Source organism: Streptomyces sp. NPDC031210, assembly GCF_055570395.1.
Genome location: NZ_JBVIHH010000004.1, coordinates 218400 through 234299, shown reverse-complemented (window position 1 = coordinate 234299; position 15900 = coordinate 218400). Strand labels below are relative to the sequence as shown.

The following is a 15900-nucleotide window of genomic DNA, read 5'->3' as shown; positions in this document are numbered from 1 at the left end:
CCCGGCGTTACGGACGGGTCATGCGCAGCACGTCCAGCGCCCGGTCCAACTGCTCCTCGGTCAGCAGGCCCCGCTCGACGTAGCCGCCCTCCACGACCACCTGGCGGATCGTCTTCCGCTGCGCCAGCGACTCCTTCGCGACCTTCGCCGCCTCCTCGTAGCCGAGGTACTTGTTCAGCGGGGTGACCACCGAGGGCGACGACTCGGCGTACTCGCGGGCCCGTTCGGCGTCGGCGGTGATCCCGTCGACCGTGCGGTCCGCCAGCAGCCGCGCGACGTTGGCGAGCAGCCGCACCGACTCCAGCACGTTCTTGGCGATGACCGGCAGCATCACGTTCAGTTCGAAGTTGCCGGCCGCGCCGGCCGCCGCCACCGTCGCGTCGTTGCCGGTGACCTGCGCCGCGACCATCAGCACCGCCTCGGGGATCACCGGGTTCACCTTCCCCGGCATGATCGACGAGCCGGGCTGGAGGTCGGGCAGCGTGATCTCGGCGAGTCCCGTCCGGGGACCGGACGCCATCCACCGCAGGTCGTTCGCGATCTTCGTCAGGCCCACCCCGATCGTCCGGAGCTGACCACTCGTCTCCACGATGCCGTCCCGCGCGCTCTGCGCCTCGAAGTGGTTGCGCGCCTCGGTCAGCGGCAGCCCCGTCGCGCGCGCCACCTCGGCGATCACCGCCGCGGGGAAGCCGGGCGGGGTGTTGATGCCCGTCCCCACGGCCGTGCCGCCCAGCGGGAGTTCGGCGAGCCGGGGCAGGGAGGCCCGCAGCCGCTCGACGCCGTAGCGCACCTGCGCCGCGTACCCGCCGAACTCCTGCCCCAGCGTGACGGGCGTCGCGTCCATCAGGTGCGTCCGGCCCGACTTCACGACCTCGGCGAACTCCTCCGCCTTCCGCTCCAAAGAGGCGGCGAGGTGATCGAGCGCCGGAACGAGGTCGCGGGTGACGGCCGCCGTCGCCGCGATATGGATGGAGGAGGGGAAGACGTCGTTGGACGACTGGCTGGCGTTGACATGGTCGTTGGGGTGGACGTCCCTGCCCAGCCGTTCGCTCGCCAGCGTCGCGATGACCTCGTTGGCGTTCATGTTGGACGACGTGCCCGAGCCGGTCTGGAACACGTCAACGGGAAAGTGGTCGTCCCAACGCCCCTGCGCCACCTCCCCGGCCGCCTCCTGGATGGCCGCCGCGACGTCCTTGTCCAGCACGCCCAGCTCGGCGTTGACGACGGCGGCCGCCGCCTTGACCCGCGCCAGCGCCTCGATGTGCGCCCGCTCCAGCCGCTGCCCGGAAACCGGGAAGTTCTCCACCGCACGCTGGGTCTGCGCCCGCCACTTGGCATGCGCGGGCACCCGCACCTCGCCCATGGAGTCGTGCTCGATGCGGTACTCGCCGGATTCCGCCGCGTCGCTGAAGCCGCTGTTGTCGCTCATACCTATGTCAGTACCAGGGAACGGCGATCTGTTCCCGGGTTGGGGCACGAGTCGCCGGTCTTTTCCCGGTGAGTACGGCGGCGGGCGGCCTCCGCGGCGCGGCCCCGGGTACAGGCGGCTGCCCCGTAGCGGCCCGTCAGGCCGCCACGGGAGCGGGCGCGTCAGCTTCCCTGGCGCACCGGGATGCTGGTGAACGTCGGGCCGAGGCGGGGTCCTGGAAGAAGTCGCTCGACTTGTTCATCTCGAGTGGACCCTCGTACGATCGCCGCCATGATCAAGCATCCGAGGGTCCTGGGCGCTGTCCGCCTGTCCATCCTCAAGGACGACACCACCAGCCCCGAGAAGCAGCGGCAGGCCGTGGAGCACTGGACTGCTGGCCCCGCCGTGGACGGCCGCATAGCGGGCTGGGCGGAAGACCTGGACGTGTCCGGTGCGATGCACCCCTTTAAGCGACCGGGCCTCGGACCTTGGTTCAACGAGCGAGCCGACGAGTGGGACTTGTTGGCCGTCTGGAAGCTCGACCGCCTCAGTAGAAAGGCGGGTCACTTCGCCGAGGTCTTCGAGTGGTGCCAGAAGCACGGGAAGTCCATCGTGTCCGTGACGGAGGGCATCGACATGTCCACCCCGATGGGCAAGATGTTCGCTCAGATCATCGCCGCCTTTGCCGAGGGCGAGTTGGACACCATTCGCGCCCGCGCGCTCTCTGGCTCGGCCGCTCGTAAGGCCAAGGGCGTTTGGATCGGTGGCGTCGAACCGTATGGGTACCGCTTCGAACGGCAGGAAGGCGGCGGAAAGAAGCTGGTTCAGGACCCCATGTATGCGGAACTGTTCCGCGAGATTGTCGAGCGCCTCAAGGGCGACTGGTCGTCGTACAAGATCGCGCTTGATCTGAATAAGCGTGGCGTTCCCACCTGGCGGGATCATCTTCGAATCGTGAAGGGGGAAGATCCGAGGGGCGTTGCCTGGACTGCCAACGCGATTCGAGCCATAGCCATGAATCCCACGGTGGCCGGCATCTACACGTACAAGGGCGAGAACGTCGTAGACGAGAACGGCGAGAATGTTCGGATCACCGATGATCCGTTGATGGATTTTGCCGAGTGGTCGGAATTCATGGCCGCGCTCAAGAGTGATCGCCCGGTCAGGCGGTCCACTCCTTCGCGGTCGATGCTCGGCGGTGTGGCTACCTGCCAGGGTTGCGGCGCCCGGATGTCGTCCAACAAGAAGACGAAGCCGAACGGCCGCGTGCATCACTACTACGCCTGCAACAACGTCAACACCGGAACGTGTACTACCCCTGGCCGCATTCGACGCGATGACCTGGACACGGCTGTTGGGACTTTCGTGAAGGTCACTCTCGGACCGCTCCCGGTTATGGAGCGGGCCGGTAATTCCATCAGTCAGGCCAAGACCGAGCTTGCCGAAGCCGAGGCGACGCTAGACCGACTGGAAGCCGATTACCTGGCTGGACGGTTCAAGACCGACGTTCAGGTCGAACGCTACTGGGGGCAGCACGAATTCCAGTCGGCCAAGGTTGAGCGTCTGCGGGAGGAAATCAAGACTGCCGAGGATGCCCCGTCCTGGAAGGAGACGGGTCGGACTTACTCCGAAGAGTGGACGGCTAAGGATGACGAACAGAAGCGTGTCTTCCTGCAACGGCACGGCATAACTGTGACGGTGGGGGCCGCGGAAGGCGGGAGCCGGCGAGTCGTCTGCAAGGTGCCGGAGGTTGCCGAGATCGCGAAGGAAACCGGGCTTCAAGTTCCCGAGGGATACTGGTTGATCGAGCCGGAGGCGGAATATATTCTGCCGAAGCAGATGGCTTATAAGCGGAAGTAGGTAGGGCCGCCCACGCTCCCAACCTTTTCCCCCGTCGCGTGTAAACACTTCGGTGGCCTTTCCATGCCCACGCTCGGCCCTTGGCCGTTTAAACGCTCTTCCTTGATTCCGCCACCCCTGACGGGTTAAAAACTAGGCATAGAAGACCGCACAAAGGCCCCGGATGGCCGGGGCCTTTTCCGTGCCCGCATCGCTCGAAAGGGAACCTGACCGATGACCTTTGCCGAACAGTACGTGGACGCTATCGAGGGGCGCAGAGTGAAGCTGCGAAAGCGCGGGTTCGCCCTTGCGGCAGAGACGGCTCCCCCGACCGGGCAAGCCGCCCTGTGGTATGCCGACGCGGTTCAATGCGTGCCGCGTAGCAGTCAGGCCGTGGCCCGGCAGATAGCCCGCCTCTGCGGCGACGAATCTGAGGTGACTGTTCCGTGGCGTTCGCTTGTGGATGCTGTCGGCGTGCGCGACCAGGCCGGGAACCTTCGCCGCTATGCCGAGCGTGGAGTGAAGGCCCTGATCGATGCCGGATGGCTCGAAGTCGAGACGGTTGGGAGTAAGCGCGGAGCGAAGACGACGTTCCGCCTCCTGGCGGGTGACCGTTCCTCGGAGTGCCTGGGCTGGATCGATGACCGGGAATGGTTCACCGAGGCTGCCTGAACGGTCCTCGGCGACTTATGGCCTTAGTGAGGACCCCTCTGGGGCCGTTAGCTGCTGCGCTCCGCTGCGCAGCTATCCCTGGCCGATCAAGGCCAGGGAACTTATGGCCTTAGGGAGAAGCAGCGCCCCTCTAAGGGCGCTCTCTATAGAAGCTCACTAGCGTTCGCTTCTCACCCTGGCCGAGGAATGGAGGCCAGGCTTCATAGCAACCTAGGGCACCCCGTGGAGGGTGCCTCTATCTGCGAGGCAGAATTACTCAGCTTCAACGACGTCTGAGGGCGAGTCGTCCTCGACGTCGAGTAGGCCGCCGAAGTGACCAAACACCCAACCATCGACCATGGTTGGGTAAGCGTCTATCAGTATCCTCGGAAGAGAGTCTTTCGGCTCATCGAGGTGGAAGCACCATTGCGACACGACGTTGTCGCCCAAGGCTAGATCGGCTACAGCAGCGCGCAGCCGCGTTGCATGCTCCAAGATGTCGCCTTGACGCACGGCAGATATTGAGCCTACCGAGGCTCCTTCATGCGCAATGAAGTTGCGGGCTTTCCTTGCCCCATCGAGGGCGTCGAAGTCGGAGGTTCGCGAGCCGAGCGATGTGTTCGCTAGGTCCCGCAACGTCCCCCCGAGCATCTTGTCCGGGGGCAGGCCATTGATCATCTCCTGCAGACCCAACACCGGGTCGGCTTGTGCAGCCTCGGCAAGGCTGGCCATCCGCAAGACGTACTGACACTTCGACTCGAAGGCATTGGCCAGGTGCAACGCTCGACCAGCCGACAGGAAAAGCGCGTCCAGCAACCGTGGCTCACGCGGCTTCAGATAGCTCAGCGACCAACCCATGCGGTTCACGGTACTGACACCGTCAAGGGGATTTCAGCCGGCTGACGGGGAAGGCACCGGTGTTCACGTCGCGGAGCGTCCCACAATGGCCCTGGCCACCGGAAAGAGCTGGGAAAGGGAGTCTGAAACTCTGAAGACATCCTTCCGGGCACCCGCGTCCTTCGCTTCGCTTGCACGCGCGGGGGTTCGCCTGAAATTGTGGGAATGCGGCGGTGAATCCTGGCCCAGGGCTACGCCCCTTCGTCTTCTTTTCCTCCGATGCTCACTTGAAATTTTCTGTAATGTTCGGATTTCCTGCGGGTGATTTTCCCGGCTTCATCATTCTTCCATTCCCTTTCAAGCGCGTCCCTAAATTCAACATAAACTGCTGGATTTTTGACCATGAACGTGGCCATTACTACCCCATTGTCAGACGGGAGAACTTTCATTCGCCAGGCTGCGTTTGCTGGATGCCAGCTCTCCTCGTTCTTTTTGACTTCCCTGGAACCGTACTATTTGCGGGAAGTTCCGGGATGTCGAGAAGTGTTTCACCGGAGCCAGAGGGCTTGACCTTGATTTCGTAGGCTGGGGCACTATTGGTGTTGCACACGGTTACGTAGTACTTACCGCCCTCCGCGGGTCTCTTGCCAATCCAAGCTCCAAGCCTGCTGGCGTGTTCGCGCTTCTTGTCGCTCTGGCTGCGCAGGAATGAAATTGCTGCTACGGCCAATGAGCCCGCCCCGGCCCAAGCCGGGACTGACCCCCAGTCCGCTCCAAGTCAGGCTGCTGATAGCTCGTACGAAAGTCCCATATGCCGGACCGTAAAGATTAGTTTCTTTACTGTGGTCAGCGACACTCAACTCCTGGCGCTGCGTAGCCCAAGCGCAGCAAATAATCACCCGAGAGGGCTAAGCGAGAGGGCTAAGACTCTCGTGGTCGCGGATGTGATCCGTATCAAGGTCGGTGTTCGCCGGAATGCCCTTATCAAGGTCAGCGAAGACGCTCGCTTCGATGAGGACCAGTTCGGCTTCAAGCTCACTATGCGTGTTGATGGCGTTTCCCTCGCAGAGTCCTCCTCGGTCCAGGTCGTGAAGGCTGCCGCTAGCTAAACAGGGCCGTCTAACAACTCAGGGGCGTCCGGCTTGATTCGGGTGCCCCTCGTTTTTTCGTTTCAGCCCAGTACCGGTGGAACCGGGTTCCCTGGATCATCGAGCCATACGGCCTCACCATGGGTGCTCACCGTGAGCCCGAACCGACCGAAGCCGGGGCGTCCTTGAGACTCCCACCACCGGTACGGCTTTTCGACTTCGTTCCACAGTTTGCGGGGGCCGGACTGTACGACTTCGCATTCTCTCCGGCCCTTCTCGAAATCGACAGTCGCCCAGGAAGTAACCGCCGTGTCTCGAAGCCACAGGGTGTAAGAGCCGTCTTTGTATGACTCCATCCACGGAAACGCATCGGCCACCTGAAGCCCGATGGCGAACATGACGTGCCAGGCGCCCACGTCGTCCGGGGAGAGGGCCGAGGTCGATCTGATGCCGTCGGCGGGCCACGGCTTGCCCCTCAGGTACTCACGGACGTGTCTTCGCTCGGTGCGCTGGGCACGAAGCCGCATGAATGCCGAGGAACCAAGGAACTTCCCCGACGCGGTACCGTCCGACTGCACGGTGAGCCGAACGATGGCTTCGCCGCCATAGGTCGGCCCCCACGGCGCGACGATTAGGCCTCCAGGCTTCGTCTGCTCGACCCAGGCGTAAGGCACTCTGCCGATTGAGCAAGTGGCGATCACTCGGTCATACGGGGCCTCCATCGCAAATCCGGCGGCACCATCGCCGACGACGGCCAGGGGAACGAATCCCGCGCTCTGGAGACGCTCCCTTGCGTCCGCCGCCGTGGCTTCGTCCACTTCGACCGTGACGACGTTCTCAGGGCCGACGCGGTGCGACAGAAGGGCGGCGTTCCAGCCCGTACCCGTCCCGATCTCCAAGACCCGAGGGCCTTCCTCGACGGCCAAGGCGTCGAGCATTAAGAAGACCATGGTGGGCATGGAGTTGGACGACGGCGGGATCTTGCCCGTACCGGGACCGGTGTACCTGCCGTCATCCCATTGCGTCGTGATCGGCGCATCCGTGTAAACGGCTTCCCGCCATGTGCTGGTTGCCGCCCGCCGTACCCGGCCAGATGACATCCGGGATGAACAGGTGACGGGGTGCCCGCTTGAACGCGGGAAGCCAGTCAGACGACAGTGCGCCCTCCTCCATGAGCGCGGACGCCAGCCCGTAAAGGCTGGCGTCCGTTCCTTGCTGCCCGGTCATCTAGCGGCCGTCCGCCGGTCCCTGGCCGTCGTTGGTGTTGCCGCCTTCGTCGGACCCACCACCGCCGTGCTTGTTCCCGCTGTCGCTGTCGTCCTGCGGGTTGCCGTCCGCCATCGTGAGCCACCAGCTACGCACTTGATTGCCTCCAGAGTTCCATGGTGTTCGTTGGCCGTCCCGCTGTCTGCGAAACGGGGTGCTGCCCGCCCCTGCCGGGATTCCCGCCGTGGGGGATAGATGGTCGGGTCACTTCCGACAGGGGCGGAGATCAGTGGAAAGGGATCACTAGGCAAAGGGCAGGAGCTGACCGCCGGCACACGCGGGGCAAGGCACCTTCTGCCGGTTGTTGAAACCTGGGCAACCTTCGAAGCCGAAGCAGATGGGGCACCAGGTTTCGCCGTGCCCGACACACGTTCCGCGTTACTCGCCGAAAGACCACAGGGTTTGCATGAACGTGAGGGAACGGCGCGGGACGGTGCGCGCCATCAGAGGATTTCGCCACGGCTCCGTGCATTGGCTTCGGCGACCCGTTCCCGTAGGCGCGCACGTTCCACTCCCGAGTGCGGGGGAGTGTCCGCCCCTTCGGCCGTCATTCCCAACGGGTCGTCCGGGTCGTGGAACACCCGCAACCTGCCGTCGCTGCCGAACAACTCGAACGCCTCGGATAGTCGGGCTCTTGCGTCGCTCGCCATGATCGCTCGCCCCTCCTCTGGTCGTGCAGGCCACGCTAAGAACGGGCCACATCGGGGCTCTACGAAGTTCTACAAAACTGCACGCGGGTTAGCCGAGGGCCTCGATTGCCTTCGTGATCAAGGTGCGGGCCGCCCCTCCGTAGACCGCCGCTTCTGACAGGCGCTCGAACGCTCGCGCGTACTGCTCGATCTCCGATGGCGCTGTGACATTCACAGCGGCAGTCAGTAGTTCTACCTGGGCTTGTGCGCTGTCATAGATCGAAAACGTCTCCAGCGGCCACATGTGCCGGGAGGCGCTAAACAGCACTACTCCAAGGGAAACCGCCGGTAGGGAAATGATCGACAGAAGGTGACCCAGTTGCCCGGCCATCACTCCCCGCGTCGCCGATGCGGTACCGCAAGACGGCTTCCTCAACGAGGATGGCGAAACGGTGATCTCCTTCGTGGAGGACCTGTGCCCGGTCCATGCGGGCGGCTACTGCTTCGGTGACGTCATTGGGCGTCTGCCGGAAGTCGGTGATTTCAGTCAGTAGCGCGGTCGCATATGCCGGGGTCTGGAGCAGGCCGGGCACCACGTTGGAGCAGTAGATCCGAAAGGTTCGGGTGCGCTCGAAGAGAGGTACGTACGACTCCTGGAGTCGGCGTAGCCCGGTGCGCTGGAGCCGTCGCCACTGGACGTACATCGACTCCGCCGAGCGAGACGCAGCGATCAAGTCGGCTGCTTGGTCGTCGGCCCCACAGATACGGCACCAATCGCGAATGTCGGCGTCCGAGGGGGCGTTACGGCGTTCTCAAGCCGACTTGCCTTTGAGGGGTGCCAGCCGGCCTGTACGGCCACCTCACGGGCCTTCAGGCCAGCGTCTAGGCGAATATCCCGCAGTCGTGCTGCAAGTGCCTCACGGGCCGCCTGGACGCTGGACGAAGGGGAACGGGCCATTGGTGCTGTGCGTTCTCAGATCCTGTAACGGTCGTGCGGAATGGCTCGGTCCCAGACGGCTTCGAATGCCGAGGCGCACAGCTTGACCACCTCCGGGCGGTCGTGCACTTCGTCGCCGAGGTAGACGCCCTCACCGGAGAAGTAGCCGAACCTCACCAGCCGACCATCGAAGCACCAGAAGTCATTGCCGGGGAGTGCCAGATCCGACGCGTTCCGCCGGGGAAGCCAGCGGATCTGCTCACCGGCGGCGACGTTGGTGAACGTGCCATCGTAGAGATACCGCGTGTACTCGCTCACTGGCTCGGAGACGATCCGGGCACGGCGGATCACGACGCCCCGGGAGACGGCCTCGGACACGATGTCGAGCCAGGGACGCCACCAAGACGCCCGGTCATTCGGGTCCGGCCGATGACCGGCCTTCCACGCGGCCACACGCGGGGCCTCGTCGGGGTCGTCGTAGAAGTCGCGCATCGGACGACGGTCTCACTGTCGGGGATGGGGCCGGTCTTCAGGCACTCGGCGCGCGTCGCCTCGTCCACCGTCCAACCCTGCAATACGATCTCTTGCTTCTCCTCGTCGACCCAGGCCGTGGGGCAGTTCGCCCCGTCCGTGTTCGGGTCCTTGGCGATGAACCGTAGCGACACAGCAGCCTCCCGGGCTACGCGGATTGCACAGACTTCTACGCACGGACCTCCCGATGCTGCCGTGCTGGCGTCAAGGGTGCGCTTCAAGCCATGGGAACGGCGGGCTAATAGCGCCACCCAGGGGACAGCAGCAGACCCCCCGGCGACGCCGAGGGGTCTGTGAGGCTCTTAGGGGTGGCTCAGGACAGGCCGGGGCCCCGCACCGGGATGCTGGTGAACGTCGGCTGCTCTGGTTCCGGCGAAGTGAAGAAGTCGTTGCCCTTGTCGTCGACGACGATGAAGGCGGGGAAGTCCTCGACCTCGATCTTCCAGACCGCCTCCATGCCGAGCTCCTCGTATTCCAGGACCTCGACCTTCTTGATGCAGTCCTGGGCGAGGCGGGCGGCCGGGCCGCCGATGGAGCCGAGGTAGAAGCCGCCGTGCGCGGCGCAGGCGTCGGTGACCTGCTGGGAGCGGTTGCCCTTGGCCAGCATGATCTTGGAGCCGCCGGCCGCCTGGAACTGCTCGACGTAGGCGTCCATGCGGCCGGCCGTCGTCGGGCCGAAGGAGCCGGAGGCGTAGCCCTCGGGGGTCTTGGCCGGGCCGGCGTAGTAGACCGGGTGGTCCTTGAGGTACTGCGGCATGCCCTCGCCCGCGTCCAGCCGCTCCTTGATCTTGGCGTGCGCGATGTCGCGCGCCACGACCAGCGTGCCGGTCAGGGACAGCCGCGTCTTGACCGGGTGCTTGGTCAGCTCGGCGAGGATGTCGTCCATGGGGCGGTTGAGGTCGACGCGGACGGCGTCGAGGTCCGGGCCCGCGCCCTCGGTCAGCTCCTCGTCGGTGGTCTCCGGCAGGAAGCGCGCCGGGTCGGTCTCCAACTGCTCCAGGAAGACGCCCTCGGCGGTGATCTTCGCGACGGCCTGGCGGTCGGCGGAGCAGGAGACGGCGATGGCGACCGGGCAGGACGCGCCGTGCCGGGGCAGGCGGACCACGCGCACGTCGTGGCAGAAGTACTTGCCGCCGAACTGGGCGCCGATGCCGATCTTCTGCGTCAGCTCGAAGACCTTCTCCTCCAGCTCCTTGTCGCGGAAGCCGTGGCCGGTGGGGGAGCCCTCGGCGGGCAGCTCGTCCAGGTAGTGCGCGGAGGCGTACTTGGCGGTCTTGAGCGCGTACTCGGCGGAGGTGCCGCCCACCACGATCGCGAGGTGGTACGGCGGGCAGGCGGCGGTGCCGAGCGAGCGGATCTTCTGCTCCAGGAACTTCATCATGGAGCCCTCGTTGAGGACCGCCTTGGTCTCCTGGAAGAGGAAGGACTTGTTCGCCGAGCCGCCGCCCTTGGCCATGAACAGGAACTTGTAGGCGCCGCCGTCGGTGGCGTACAGCTCGATCTGGGCCGGGAGGTTGGAGCCGGTGTTCTTCTCGTCCCACATGGTCAGCGGGGCCATCTGCGAGTAGCGCAGGTTGAGCTGGGTGTAGGCGTCGTAGATGCCGCGGGAGAGGGCCGCCTCGTCGCCGCCCTCGGTCAGGACGTTCTGGCCGCGCTTGCCCATCACGATCGCGGTGCCGGTGTCCTGGCACATCGGCAGCACGCCGGCCGCCGCGATGTTGGCGTTCTTGAGGAGGTCGAGGGCCACGAAACGGTCGTTGCCGCTGGCCTCGGGGTCGTCCAGGATCTTGCGGAGCTGGGCGAGGTGGGCCGGGCGCAGGTAGTGCGAGATGTCGTGCATCGCCTCGGCGGCCAGCTTGCGCAGCGCCTCCGGCTCGACCTTGAGGAACGTCCGGCCGTCGGCCTCGAAGGTGCTCACGCCCTCCGAAGTGACCAGGCGGTACGGGGTGTTGTCCTCGCCCAGGGGGAGCAGGTCGGTGTAGGCGAATTCCGGCATTGGGGGTCATTCCTTACTCGGAGGGGCTTCGGCTGGCATCTACGGCAGCGCCTGAACAGCGTAGAACCCTGGCGCCCGGCCGCCGCTGTGAGGTAAGGCTCAGTTGGCGGGCCCGCACCGCCTTCCGGACTCCGGCCGATCCGGGAACCCCGCCCCGCCTTCCGGACTCCGGCCGATCCGGGAACCGCGTCGCCGCGGAGCCGCCTGGAGGGGAACCTCACGATTCGCCACTCGCGACCTATCGCGTTTCGCTACGCTGGTGCCGTGGACGCCGACAATCGAGTGCCGAGCCCCCAGCCCCCGCCCGGGCCCCTCCGCGCCTCCGACGCCGACCGGGACCGGATCGCCGGAATCCTCCGGGAGGCGCTGGCGGAAGGCCGGCTGGACGCCGAGGAGCACGCCGAGCGGATCGACGGCGTCTACCGCGCCAAGACCCTGGGCGAGCTGGAGCCCTTCGTCCGCGACCTGCCGGTGGCCGCCGCCCGTCCGCAGCCCGCCACCGGCGCGTACGCCGATGTCGGCACCCCGCCGGACCAGAATCTGGTCGCGGTCTTCAGCGCCTCGATCCGCAAGGGCCGCTGGCGGGTGCCCGCCCGGATCAACGCCGTCGCGATCTTCGGCAGCGTGGAGATCGATCTGACCGAGGCGCTCTTCCCCCAGCAGCGGATCGAGATCAACGTCACCGCCGTCTTCGGCGCCGTCGAGATCCGCGTCCCGGAGAACGTCACGGTGCGCGGCAGCGGCTCCGGCGTGCTCGGCGCCTTCGAGATCACGTCGCACGAGGCCGACGACCGCGACGCCCCGCAGATCATGGTCAACGGTTACGCCGTGCTGGGCAGCGTCGAGGCCAAGCCCCGGCGGGGCGCCGTGCTGCGCGATCTGCGCGACCGGCTCCGCGCGGAGCGCCGCGACCGGCACGACCGGACGCTCCATGAGCGCCGCGACCGCTTCCGTAAGGACCTCGACGGCTGACGCGGCTTTCTCCGGTGGCCACGGTGTGCATAAGCGTGCGCACAGCGGGTAGGGCTGGGGCATCGTCTCTCGTACGGCTGCGGGGTGCGAAAAGCCGTGCGCAGCGAGACGGGCAAGGGTGAGTTCTTCGCCGAAGCCGTCGTCAGGAGTAGACCGTGCTGCTACCGCATCAGCCCCTGCAGAATGCCGCTGTCGTTCCGTCCCAGCGAGTGCCCGCTCGCGACGAGGCCGGCCCCTGGCATTCGGAGGCGGTGTGCCGCCGGGACGAAGCCGGGCTGTTCTTCGCCCCGTCCAAGGAGCCGACCGCCGCGCGACTGGCCAGGGAAGAGGCCGCCAAGCGGGTGTGCGCCCGCTGCCCGGTGATGGTCGAGTGCCGTGAGCACGCGCTGCTCCAGCCGGAGCCCTACGGCGTCTGGGGCGGGCTGACCGCGGCCGAGCGCCGGGTGGTGCTGGCCCGTCGGCGGCGCCGGGAGACCGAGTTGCAGCGCGCCGCCCACCTGCCCGTCGTGAGCTGACGGCGCCGGACGGCGCCGGAGCGCGGCACTCCTCCTCGCATACGGACCACTTCGCCCCCGCCGGAGCGTCTCCGGCGGGGGCGAAGCGTGTCCTTCGCTCCGCGCACGCCCCCGGGGGGGCCGTGCGCGGACGGCGGCTAGCTGGGACGCTCGAAGTCCACCGAGCTGTACGCGCGGAGCTTGGACAGCCGGTGCTGGGAGTCGATCTGGCGGATGGTGCCCGACTTCGAGCGCATCACCAGGGACTGGGTGTAGGCGGTCTCGGCGCGGTAGCGCACGCCGCGCAGCAGGTCGCCGTCGGTGATGCCGGTGGCGACGAAGAAGACGTTGTCGCCGCTGACCAGGTCCTCGATCTGGAGCACCTTGTCCAGGTCGTGGCCCGCGTCGAGGGCGCGCTGCCGCTCCTCGTCGTCCTTGGGCCACAGCTTTGCCTGGAGCGTGCCGCCCAGGCACTTGAGCGCGCAGGCGGCGATGATGCCCTCGGGGGTGCCGCCGATGCCCAGCAGCAGGTCCACGCCGGTGCCCTCGCGGGCCGCCATGATCGCGCCGGCGACGTCGCCGTCGGAGATGAACTTGATCCGGGCGCCGGCCTCGCGGACCTCCTTGACCAGGCCGTCGTGGCGGGGCCGGTCCAGGATGACGACGGTGACGTCCTCGACGGCGGACCGCTTGGCCTTCGCGATCCGCTTGATGTTCACGGCCACCGGCGCGGTGATGTCGACGTAGTCCGCCGCCTCGGGGCCGGTGGCGAGCTTGTCCATGTAGAAGACCGCCGACGGGTCGAACATCGTGCCGCGGTCGGCGACGGCCATCACCGACACGGCGTTGGCCATGCCCTTGGCGGTCAGCGTCGTACCGTCCACGGGGTCCACGGCGACGTCGCACTCGGCGCCGGTGCCGTCGCCGACCCGCTCGCCGTTGTAGAGCATCGGGGCGTTGTCCTTCTCGCCCTCCCCGATGACCACGACGCCGTTCATCGAGACGGTGTGGATCAGGGCGCGCATGGCCTTGACCGCCGCGCCGTCCGCACCGTTCTTGTCACCGCGCCCGACCCAGCGGCCCGACGCCATGGCGCCGGCCTCGGTGACCCGGACCAGCTCCAGGGCGAGGTTGCGGTCGGGGGCCTCGGGGCTGACCTCTAGCGGGGGCGGGAGATGATGCTCGGTCATCGAGCGCACCTTTCTGTACGGCGACGGCCGGAATATTGAGGGTGGGCACGACTTTATCGGTAGGTCGCGAAAATGAGCAGGGGGCCCTATCGCATGAGCAGCCGCCAGGGCGCCGGGCGGCGGGGCCGTAGGCCCTGGTCACGGCGGCTCGCGCGGCGTCCGGGCGGCGTCCGGGTGGCGGCTCGTGAGGCCGGGTGCGGGCCGTCGCCGGGGGGCCTGTCCGACGCGCCGGGGGCATGGGGGACCATAGGGGCGTGGCAGGTATGCGAGGCAGGCAAACGGTGCGGGACATGGTCCTGTCGCTGGCGGTGATCGGCGCTCTGGTCGGGGCGATCTATTTCTTCATCCCGCACGACGACAGCGAGAGCGCCGCCCGGAGCGCGGTGAAGACGGTCGACTACCGCGTGGAGCTCATGACGGCCCGGCGTGCGGCACCGTACGCGGTCGCCGCCCCCAAGGGACTGCCGAAGACCTGGCGCGCCACCTCCGTCTCGTACAAGGCGACCAGCGACGGCAAGGGCGGTGCCTGGCACCTGGGTCTGCTGGACCCGGAGCAGGAGTACGCGGCGGTCGAGCAGAGCGACGAGACCGCTCGGACGTTCATCGAGGACGTGACGCTGGGCGCGACGAAGGCCGCCGGCAAGCAGGCCGTGGGCGGCGCGAAGTGGGACCGGTACAAGGGCGAGAAGTACAACGCCCTGGTGCGACGGGAGGCCGGCGTGACCACGGTCGTCACCGGCACCGCGCCGTACGGGCGGCTCGCGGAGCTGGCCGCCTCCCTGGAGGCGAAGAAGGGCTGATATGGGCGCGGTCCCTGGCGGGATCCGGACGTACGACGAGGCCGCCGCACCCGTGAGGGGTGCGGCGGCCTCGTCGTCATGGGGGTCTCAGGTCGCCGTGGGGGCCTCAGACGGTGGCGGTGGCCTCGGCGAACTCCAGGCGCGGCGAGCGCGGGAAGAAGGCGTCGGCGCCCGGCTTGCCGATGTTGATGACGAGGAAGGACTTCTGCTTGCCGTCGCCGAAGAACTCCTTGTCGACGCCGGTGAAGTCGAAGCCGGTCATCGGGCCGGCGGCCAGGCCGGCGGCGCGGATGCCCACGATGAAGTAGCCGGCCTGGAGGGTGGCGTTCTGCGTGCCGGCGGCCTCACGGGCGGCGAGCTCGGAGAAGTACGCGTCCTTGAGGCCCGGCATGGCCGGGAAGAGCACCGGGAGCTTCTCGTGGAAGTCCAGGTCCACGGAGAGGATCACGGTCAGCGGCGCGGACAGCGTCTTGGGGCCGTTGGCGCCCATGGCGTGGTCGGCCAGGCGCTGCCGGGCCTCCTCGGACCGGACCAGGGTGATCCGCAGCGGCGACTGGTTGAAGGCGGTCGGCGCGTACTTCACGAGGTCGTAGATCGCCTGGACCTGCTCGTCCGTCACCGGCTCGTCCGTGAACGTGTTGGCGGTCTGGGCCTCGCGGAAAAGCAGGTCCTGAGCGGCGGCGTCAAGGGCGAGAGACATAAGGGCACCTCGGTGAGTCGGCGGGATGACCAGGTTCCTCGATCGGGTCCGAGGAGGCTCCTGGGGCTACGACAAACCACTCTAACCGGAATAGGTGAAGTTTCAACTAAAGCTGGCCTATTGTGAGCCGCCTCACATGAGCGTGTAAGTGCGGAGGGGTCGCGCGGTGCTCGTCCGACCCCCGTGGCAGGCGCCTCTACGCGCGCCCCGCCTCCCCCTCGCCCGACTCCGCGAGCGCCGCGTCCAGTCGGGCCCGCGCGCCGTCCAGCCACCGGCGGCAGACCTTCGCCAGCTCCTCCCCGCGCTCCCACAGCGCGAGCGACTCCTCCAGCGTCGTGCCGCCCGCCTCCAGGCTGCGGACGACCTCGATCAGCTCGTCCCGCGCCTGCTCGTAGCCGAGCGTGGAGTCCGATCCCACCGATTCCACCGATCCCGTCGGGCCCGCCGCCTCGTCCGATCCCGACGGCGCCACGGATTCCCCCGGGCCGCCCGCGCCGGCCGCCGCCCCGCGCTCCGCGTCCGTCACATCGTCGCCCGTCTTCGCCTTCGCCATGTCTCCCAC

16 protein-coding genes and 1 pseudogene are annotated in these 15900 nt (G+C 67.0%); 5 read left to right on the top strand and 12 right to left on the bottom strand.

Translation table 11 applies throughout. The features are described from left to right. Positions 1-7: 7 nt before the first annotated feature. Positions 8-1429, bottom strand: a complete 1422-nt coding sequence (locus ACZ45Z_RS10540) for a class II fumarate hydratase (protein ID WP_468359273.1) — start codon at positions 1427-1429, stop codon at positions 8-10. A gap of 270 nt (positions 1430-1699) precedes the next feature. Here ACZ45Z_RS10540 and ACZ45Z_RS10535 point away from each other — a divergent pair, with 270 nt between their 5' ends. Both ACZ45Z_RS10535 and ACZ45Z_RS10530 read left to right on the top strand, forming a co-directional pair. Continuing rightward, entirely contained in the window at positions 1700-3268 is a 1569-nt protein-coding gene (locus ACZ45Z_RS10535; RefSeq protein WP_468359270.1) for a recombinase family protein, read from the top strand. A 213-nt stretch (positions 3269-3481) separates the two neighbouring features. Continuing rightward, complete coding sequence (locus ACZ45Z_RS10530; RefSeq protein ID WP_468359267.1) at positions 3482-3919, top strand: hypothetical protein; 438 nt, start codon at positions 3482-3484, stop codon at positions 3917-3919. Between the two features lie 252 nt (positions 3920-4171). Here the strand turns inward: ACZ45Z_RS10530 and ACZ45Z_RS10525 are convergent, their stop codons facing one another. The 8 genes and pseudogenes from ACZ45Z_RS10525 to ACZ45Z_RS10490 form a co-directional block, all read right to left on the bottom strand. Then, positions 4172-4756, bottom strand: coding sequence for a hypothetical protein (locus ACZ45Z_RS10525; protein ID WP_468359265.1), 585 nt, complete (start codon positions 4754-4756; stop codon positions 4172-4174). Positions 4757-4986: 230 nt separating this feature from the next. Continuing rightward, positions 4987-5151 (bottom strand): hypothetical protein, encoded by a 165-nt coding sequence (locus ACZ45Z_RS10520; protein WP_468359262.1) that lies wholly within the window; start codon positions 5149-5151, stop codon positions 4987-4989. A 755-nt stretch (positions 5152-5906) separates the two neighbouring features. Beyond that, positions 5907-6923 carry a methyltransferase domain-containing protein gene (locus ACZ45Z_RS10515; protein WP_468359259.1) on the bottom strand — a complete coding sequence of 339 codons (1017 nt, stop codon included), beginning with the start codon at positions 6921-6923 and terminating at the stop codon, positions 5907-5909. Next, positions 6835-7050 (bottom strand): hypothetical protein, encoded by a 216-nt coding sequence (locus ACZ45Z_RS10510; RefSeq protein WP_468359837.1) that lies wholly within the window; start codon positions 7048-7050, stop codon positions 6835-6837. Before ACZ45Z_RS10510 ends, ACZ45Z_RS10515 begins: the two co-directional genes overlap by 89 nt. Next, positions 7051-7185, bottom strand: a complete 135-nt coding sequence (locus tag ACZ45Z_RS10505; protein ID WP_423554114.1) for a hypothetical protein — start codon at positions 7183-7185, stop codon at positions 7051-7053. A gap of 642 nt (positions 7186-7827) precedes the next feature. Further along, positions 7828-8676, bottom strand: a pseudogene (locus tag ACZ45Z_RS10500) (helix-turn-helix domain-containing protein). 15 nt (positions 8677-8691) lie between these two features. Continuing rightward, the gene (locus ACZ45Z_RS10495; RefSeq protein ID WP_468359255.1) at positions 8692-9147 is read right to left on the bottom strand and encodes a DUF6879 family protein; all 456 of its coding nucleotides are present in this window, start codon (positions 9145-9147) and stop codon (positions 8692-8694) included. A 352-nt stretch (positions 9148-9499) separates the two neighbouring features. Further along, positions 9500-11182, bottom strand: coding sequence for a fumarate hydratase (locus ACZ45Z_RS10490; protein WP_468359252.1), 1683 nt, complete (start codon positions 11180-11182; stop codon positions 9500-9502). Between the two features lie 264 nt (positions 11183-11446). Between ACZ45Z_RS10490 and ACZ45Z_RS10485 the strand changes: the two genes are divergently transcribed. Together ACZ45Z_RS10485 and ACZ45Z_RS10480 are read left to right on the top strand one after the other, a co-directional pair. Further along, positions 11447-12154, top strand: a complete 708-nt coding sequence (locus tag ACZ45Z_RS10485; RefSeq protein ID WP_468359249.1) for a DUF1707 SHOCT-like domain-containing protein — start codon at positions 11447-11449, stop codon at positions 12152-12154. 155 nt (positions 12155-12309) lie between these two features. Then, on the top strand, positions 12310-12669 hold the full coding sequence (locus tag ACZ45Z_RS10480) for a WhiB family transcriptional regulator (protein WP_468359246.1): 360 nt from the start codon (positions 12310-12312) through the stop codon (positions 12667-12669). A 137-nt stretch (positions 12670-12806) separates the two neighbouring features. On the opposite strand, the gene glpX is transcribed toward ACZ45Z_RS10480, so the two are convergent. Continuing rightward, complete coding sequence (glpX, locus tag ACZ45Z_RS10475; RefSeq protein ID WP_468359244.1) at positions 12807-13838, bottom strand: class II fructose-bisphosphatase; 1032 nt, start codon at positions 13836-13838, stop codon at positions 12807-12809. 263 nt (positions 13839-14101) lie between these two features. On the opposite strand from glpX, the gene ACZ45Z_RS10470 reads away from it, so the two are divergent. Next, positions 14102-14638 (top strand): DUF4245 domain-containing protein, encoded by a 537-nt coding sequence (locus ACZ45Z_RS10470; RefSeq protein WP_468359799.1) that lies wholly within the window; start codon positions 14102-14104, stop codon positions 14636-14638. Between the two features lie 106 nt (positions 14639-14744). Here ACZ45Z_RS10470 and ACZ45Z_RS10465 read toward each other — a convergent pair whose 3' ends face one another. Next, complete coding sequence (locus ACZ45Z_RS10465; protein ID WP_468359241.1) at positions 14745-15338, bottom strand: malonic semialdehyde reductase; 594 nt, start codon at positions 15336-15338, stop codon at positions 14745-14747. 196 nt (positions 15339-15534) lie between these two features. Next, positions 15535-15891, bottom strand: coding sequence for an exodeoxyribonuclease VII small subunit (locus tag ACZ45Z_RS10460; protein WP_468359238.1), 357 nt, complete (start codon positions 15889-15891; stop codon positions 15535-15537). Positions 15892-15900 lie beyond the last annotated feature (9 nt).

Bases quoted from the DNA above. Each gene is read 5' to 3' on its own strand.
- ACZ45Z_RS10540 (WP_468359273.1), bottom strand. From the start codon at position 1,429: ATGAGCGACAACAGCGGCTTCAGCGACGCGGCGGAATCCGGCGAGTAC.
- ACZ45Z_RS10535 (WP_468359270.1), top strand. From the start codon at position 1,700: ATGATCAAGCATCCGAGGGTCCTGGGCGCTGTCCGCCTGTCCATCCTC.
- ACZ45Z_RS10530 (WP_468359267.1), top strand. From the start codon at position 3,482: ATGACCTTTGCCGAACAGTACGTGGACGCTATCGAGGGGCGCAGAGTG.
- ACZ45Z_RS10525 (WP_468359265.1), bottom strand. From the start codon at position 4,756: ATGGGTTGGTCGCTGAGCTATCTGAAGCCGCGTGAGCCACGGTTGCTG.
- ACZ45Z_RS10520 (WP_468359262.1), bottom strand. From the start codon at position 5,151: ATGGCCACGTTCATGGTCAAAAATCCAGCAGTTTATGTTGAATTTAGG.
- ACZ45Z_RS10515 (WP_468359259.1), bottom strand. From the start codon at position 6,923: ATGTCATCTGGCCGGGTACGGCGGGCGGCAACCAGCACATGGCGGGAA.
- ACZ45Z_RS10510 (WP_468359837.1), bottom strand. From the start codon at position 7,050: ATGACCGGGCAGCAAGGAACGGACGCCAGCCTTTACGGGCTGGCGTCC.
- ACZ45Z_RS10495 (WP_468359255.1), bottom strand. From the start codon at position 9,147: ATGCGCGACTTCTACGACGACCCCGACGAGGCCCCGCGTGTGGCCGCG.
- ACZ45Z_RS10490 (WP_468359252.1), bottom strand. From the start codon at position 11,182: ATGCCGGAATTCGCCTACACCGACCTGCTCCCCCTGGGCGAGGACAAC.
- glpX (WP_468359244.1), bottom strand. From the start codon at position 13,838: ATGACCGAGCATCATCTCCCGCCCCCGCTAGAGGTCAGCCCCGAGGCC.
- ACZ45Z_RS10470 (WP_468359799.1), top strand. From the start codon at position 14,102: ATGCGAGGCAGGCAAACGGTGCGGGACATGGTCCTGTCGCTGGCGGTG.
- ACZ45Z_RS10465 (WP_468359241.1), bottom strand. From the start codon at position 15,338: ATGTCTCTCGCCCTTGACGCCGCCGCTCAGGACCTGCTTTTCCGCGAG.
- ACZ45Z_RS10460 (WP_468359238.1), bottom strand. From the start codon at position 15,891: ATGGCGAAGGCGAAGACGGGCGACGATGTGACGGACGCGGAGCGCGGG.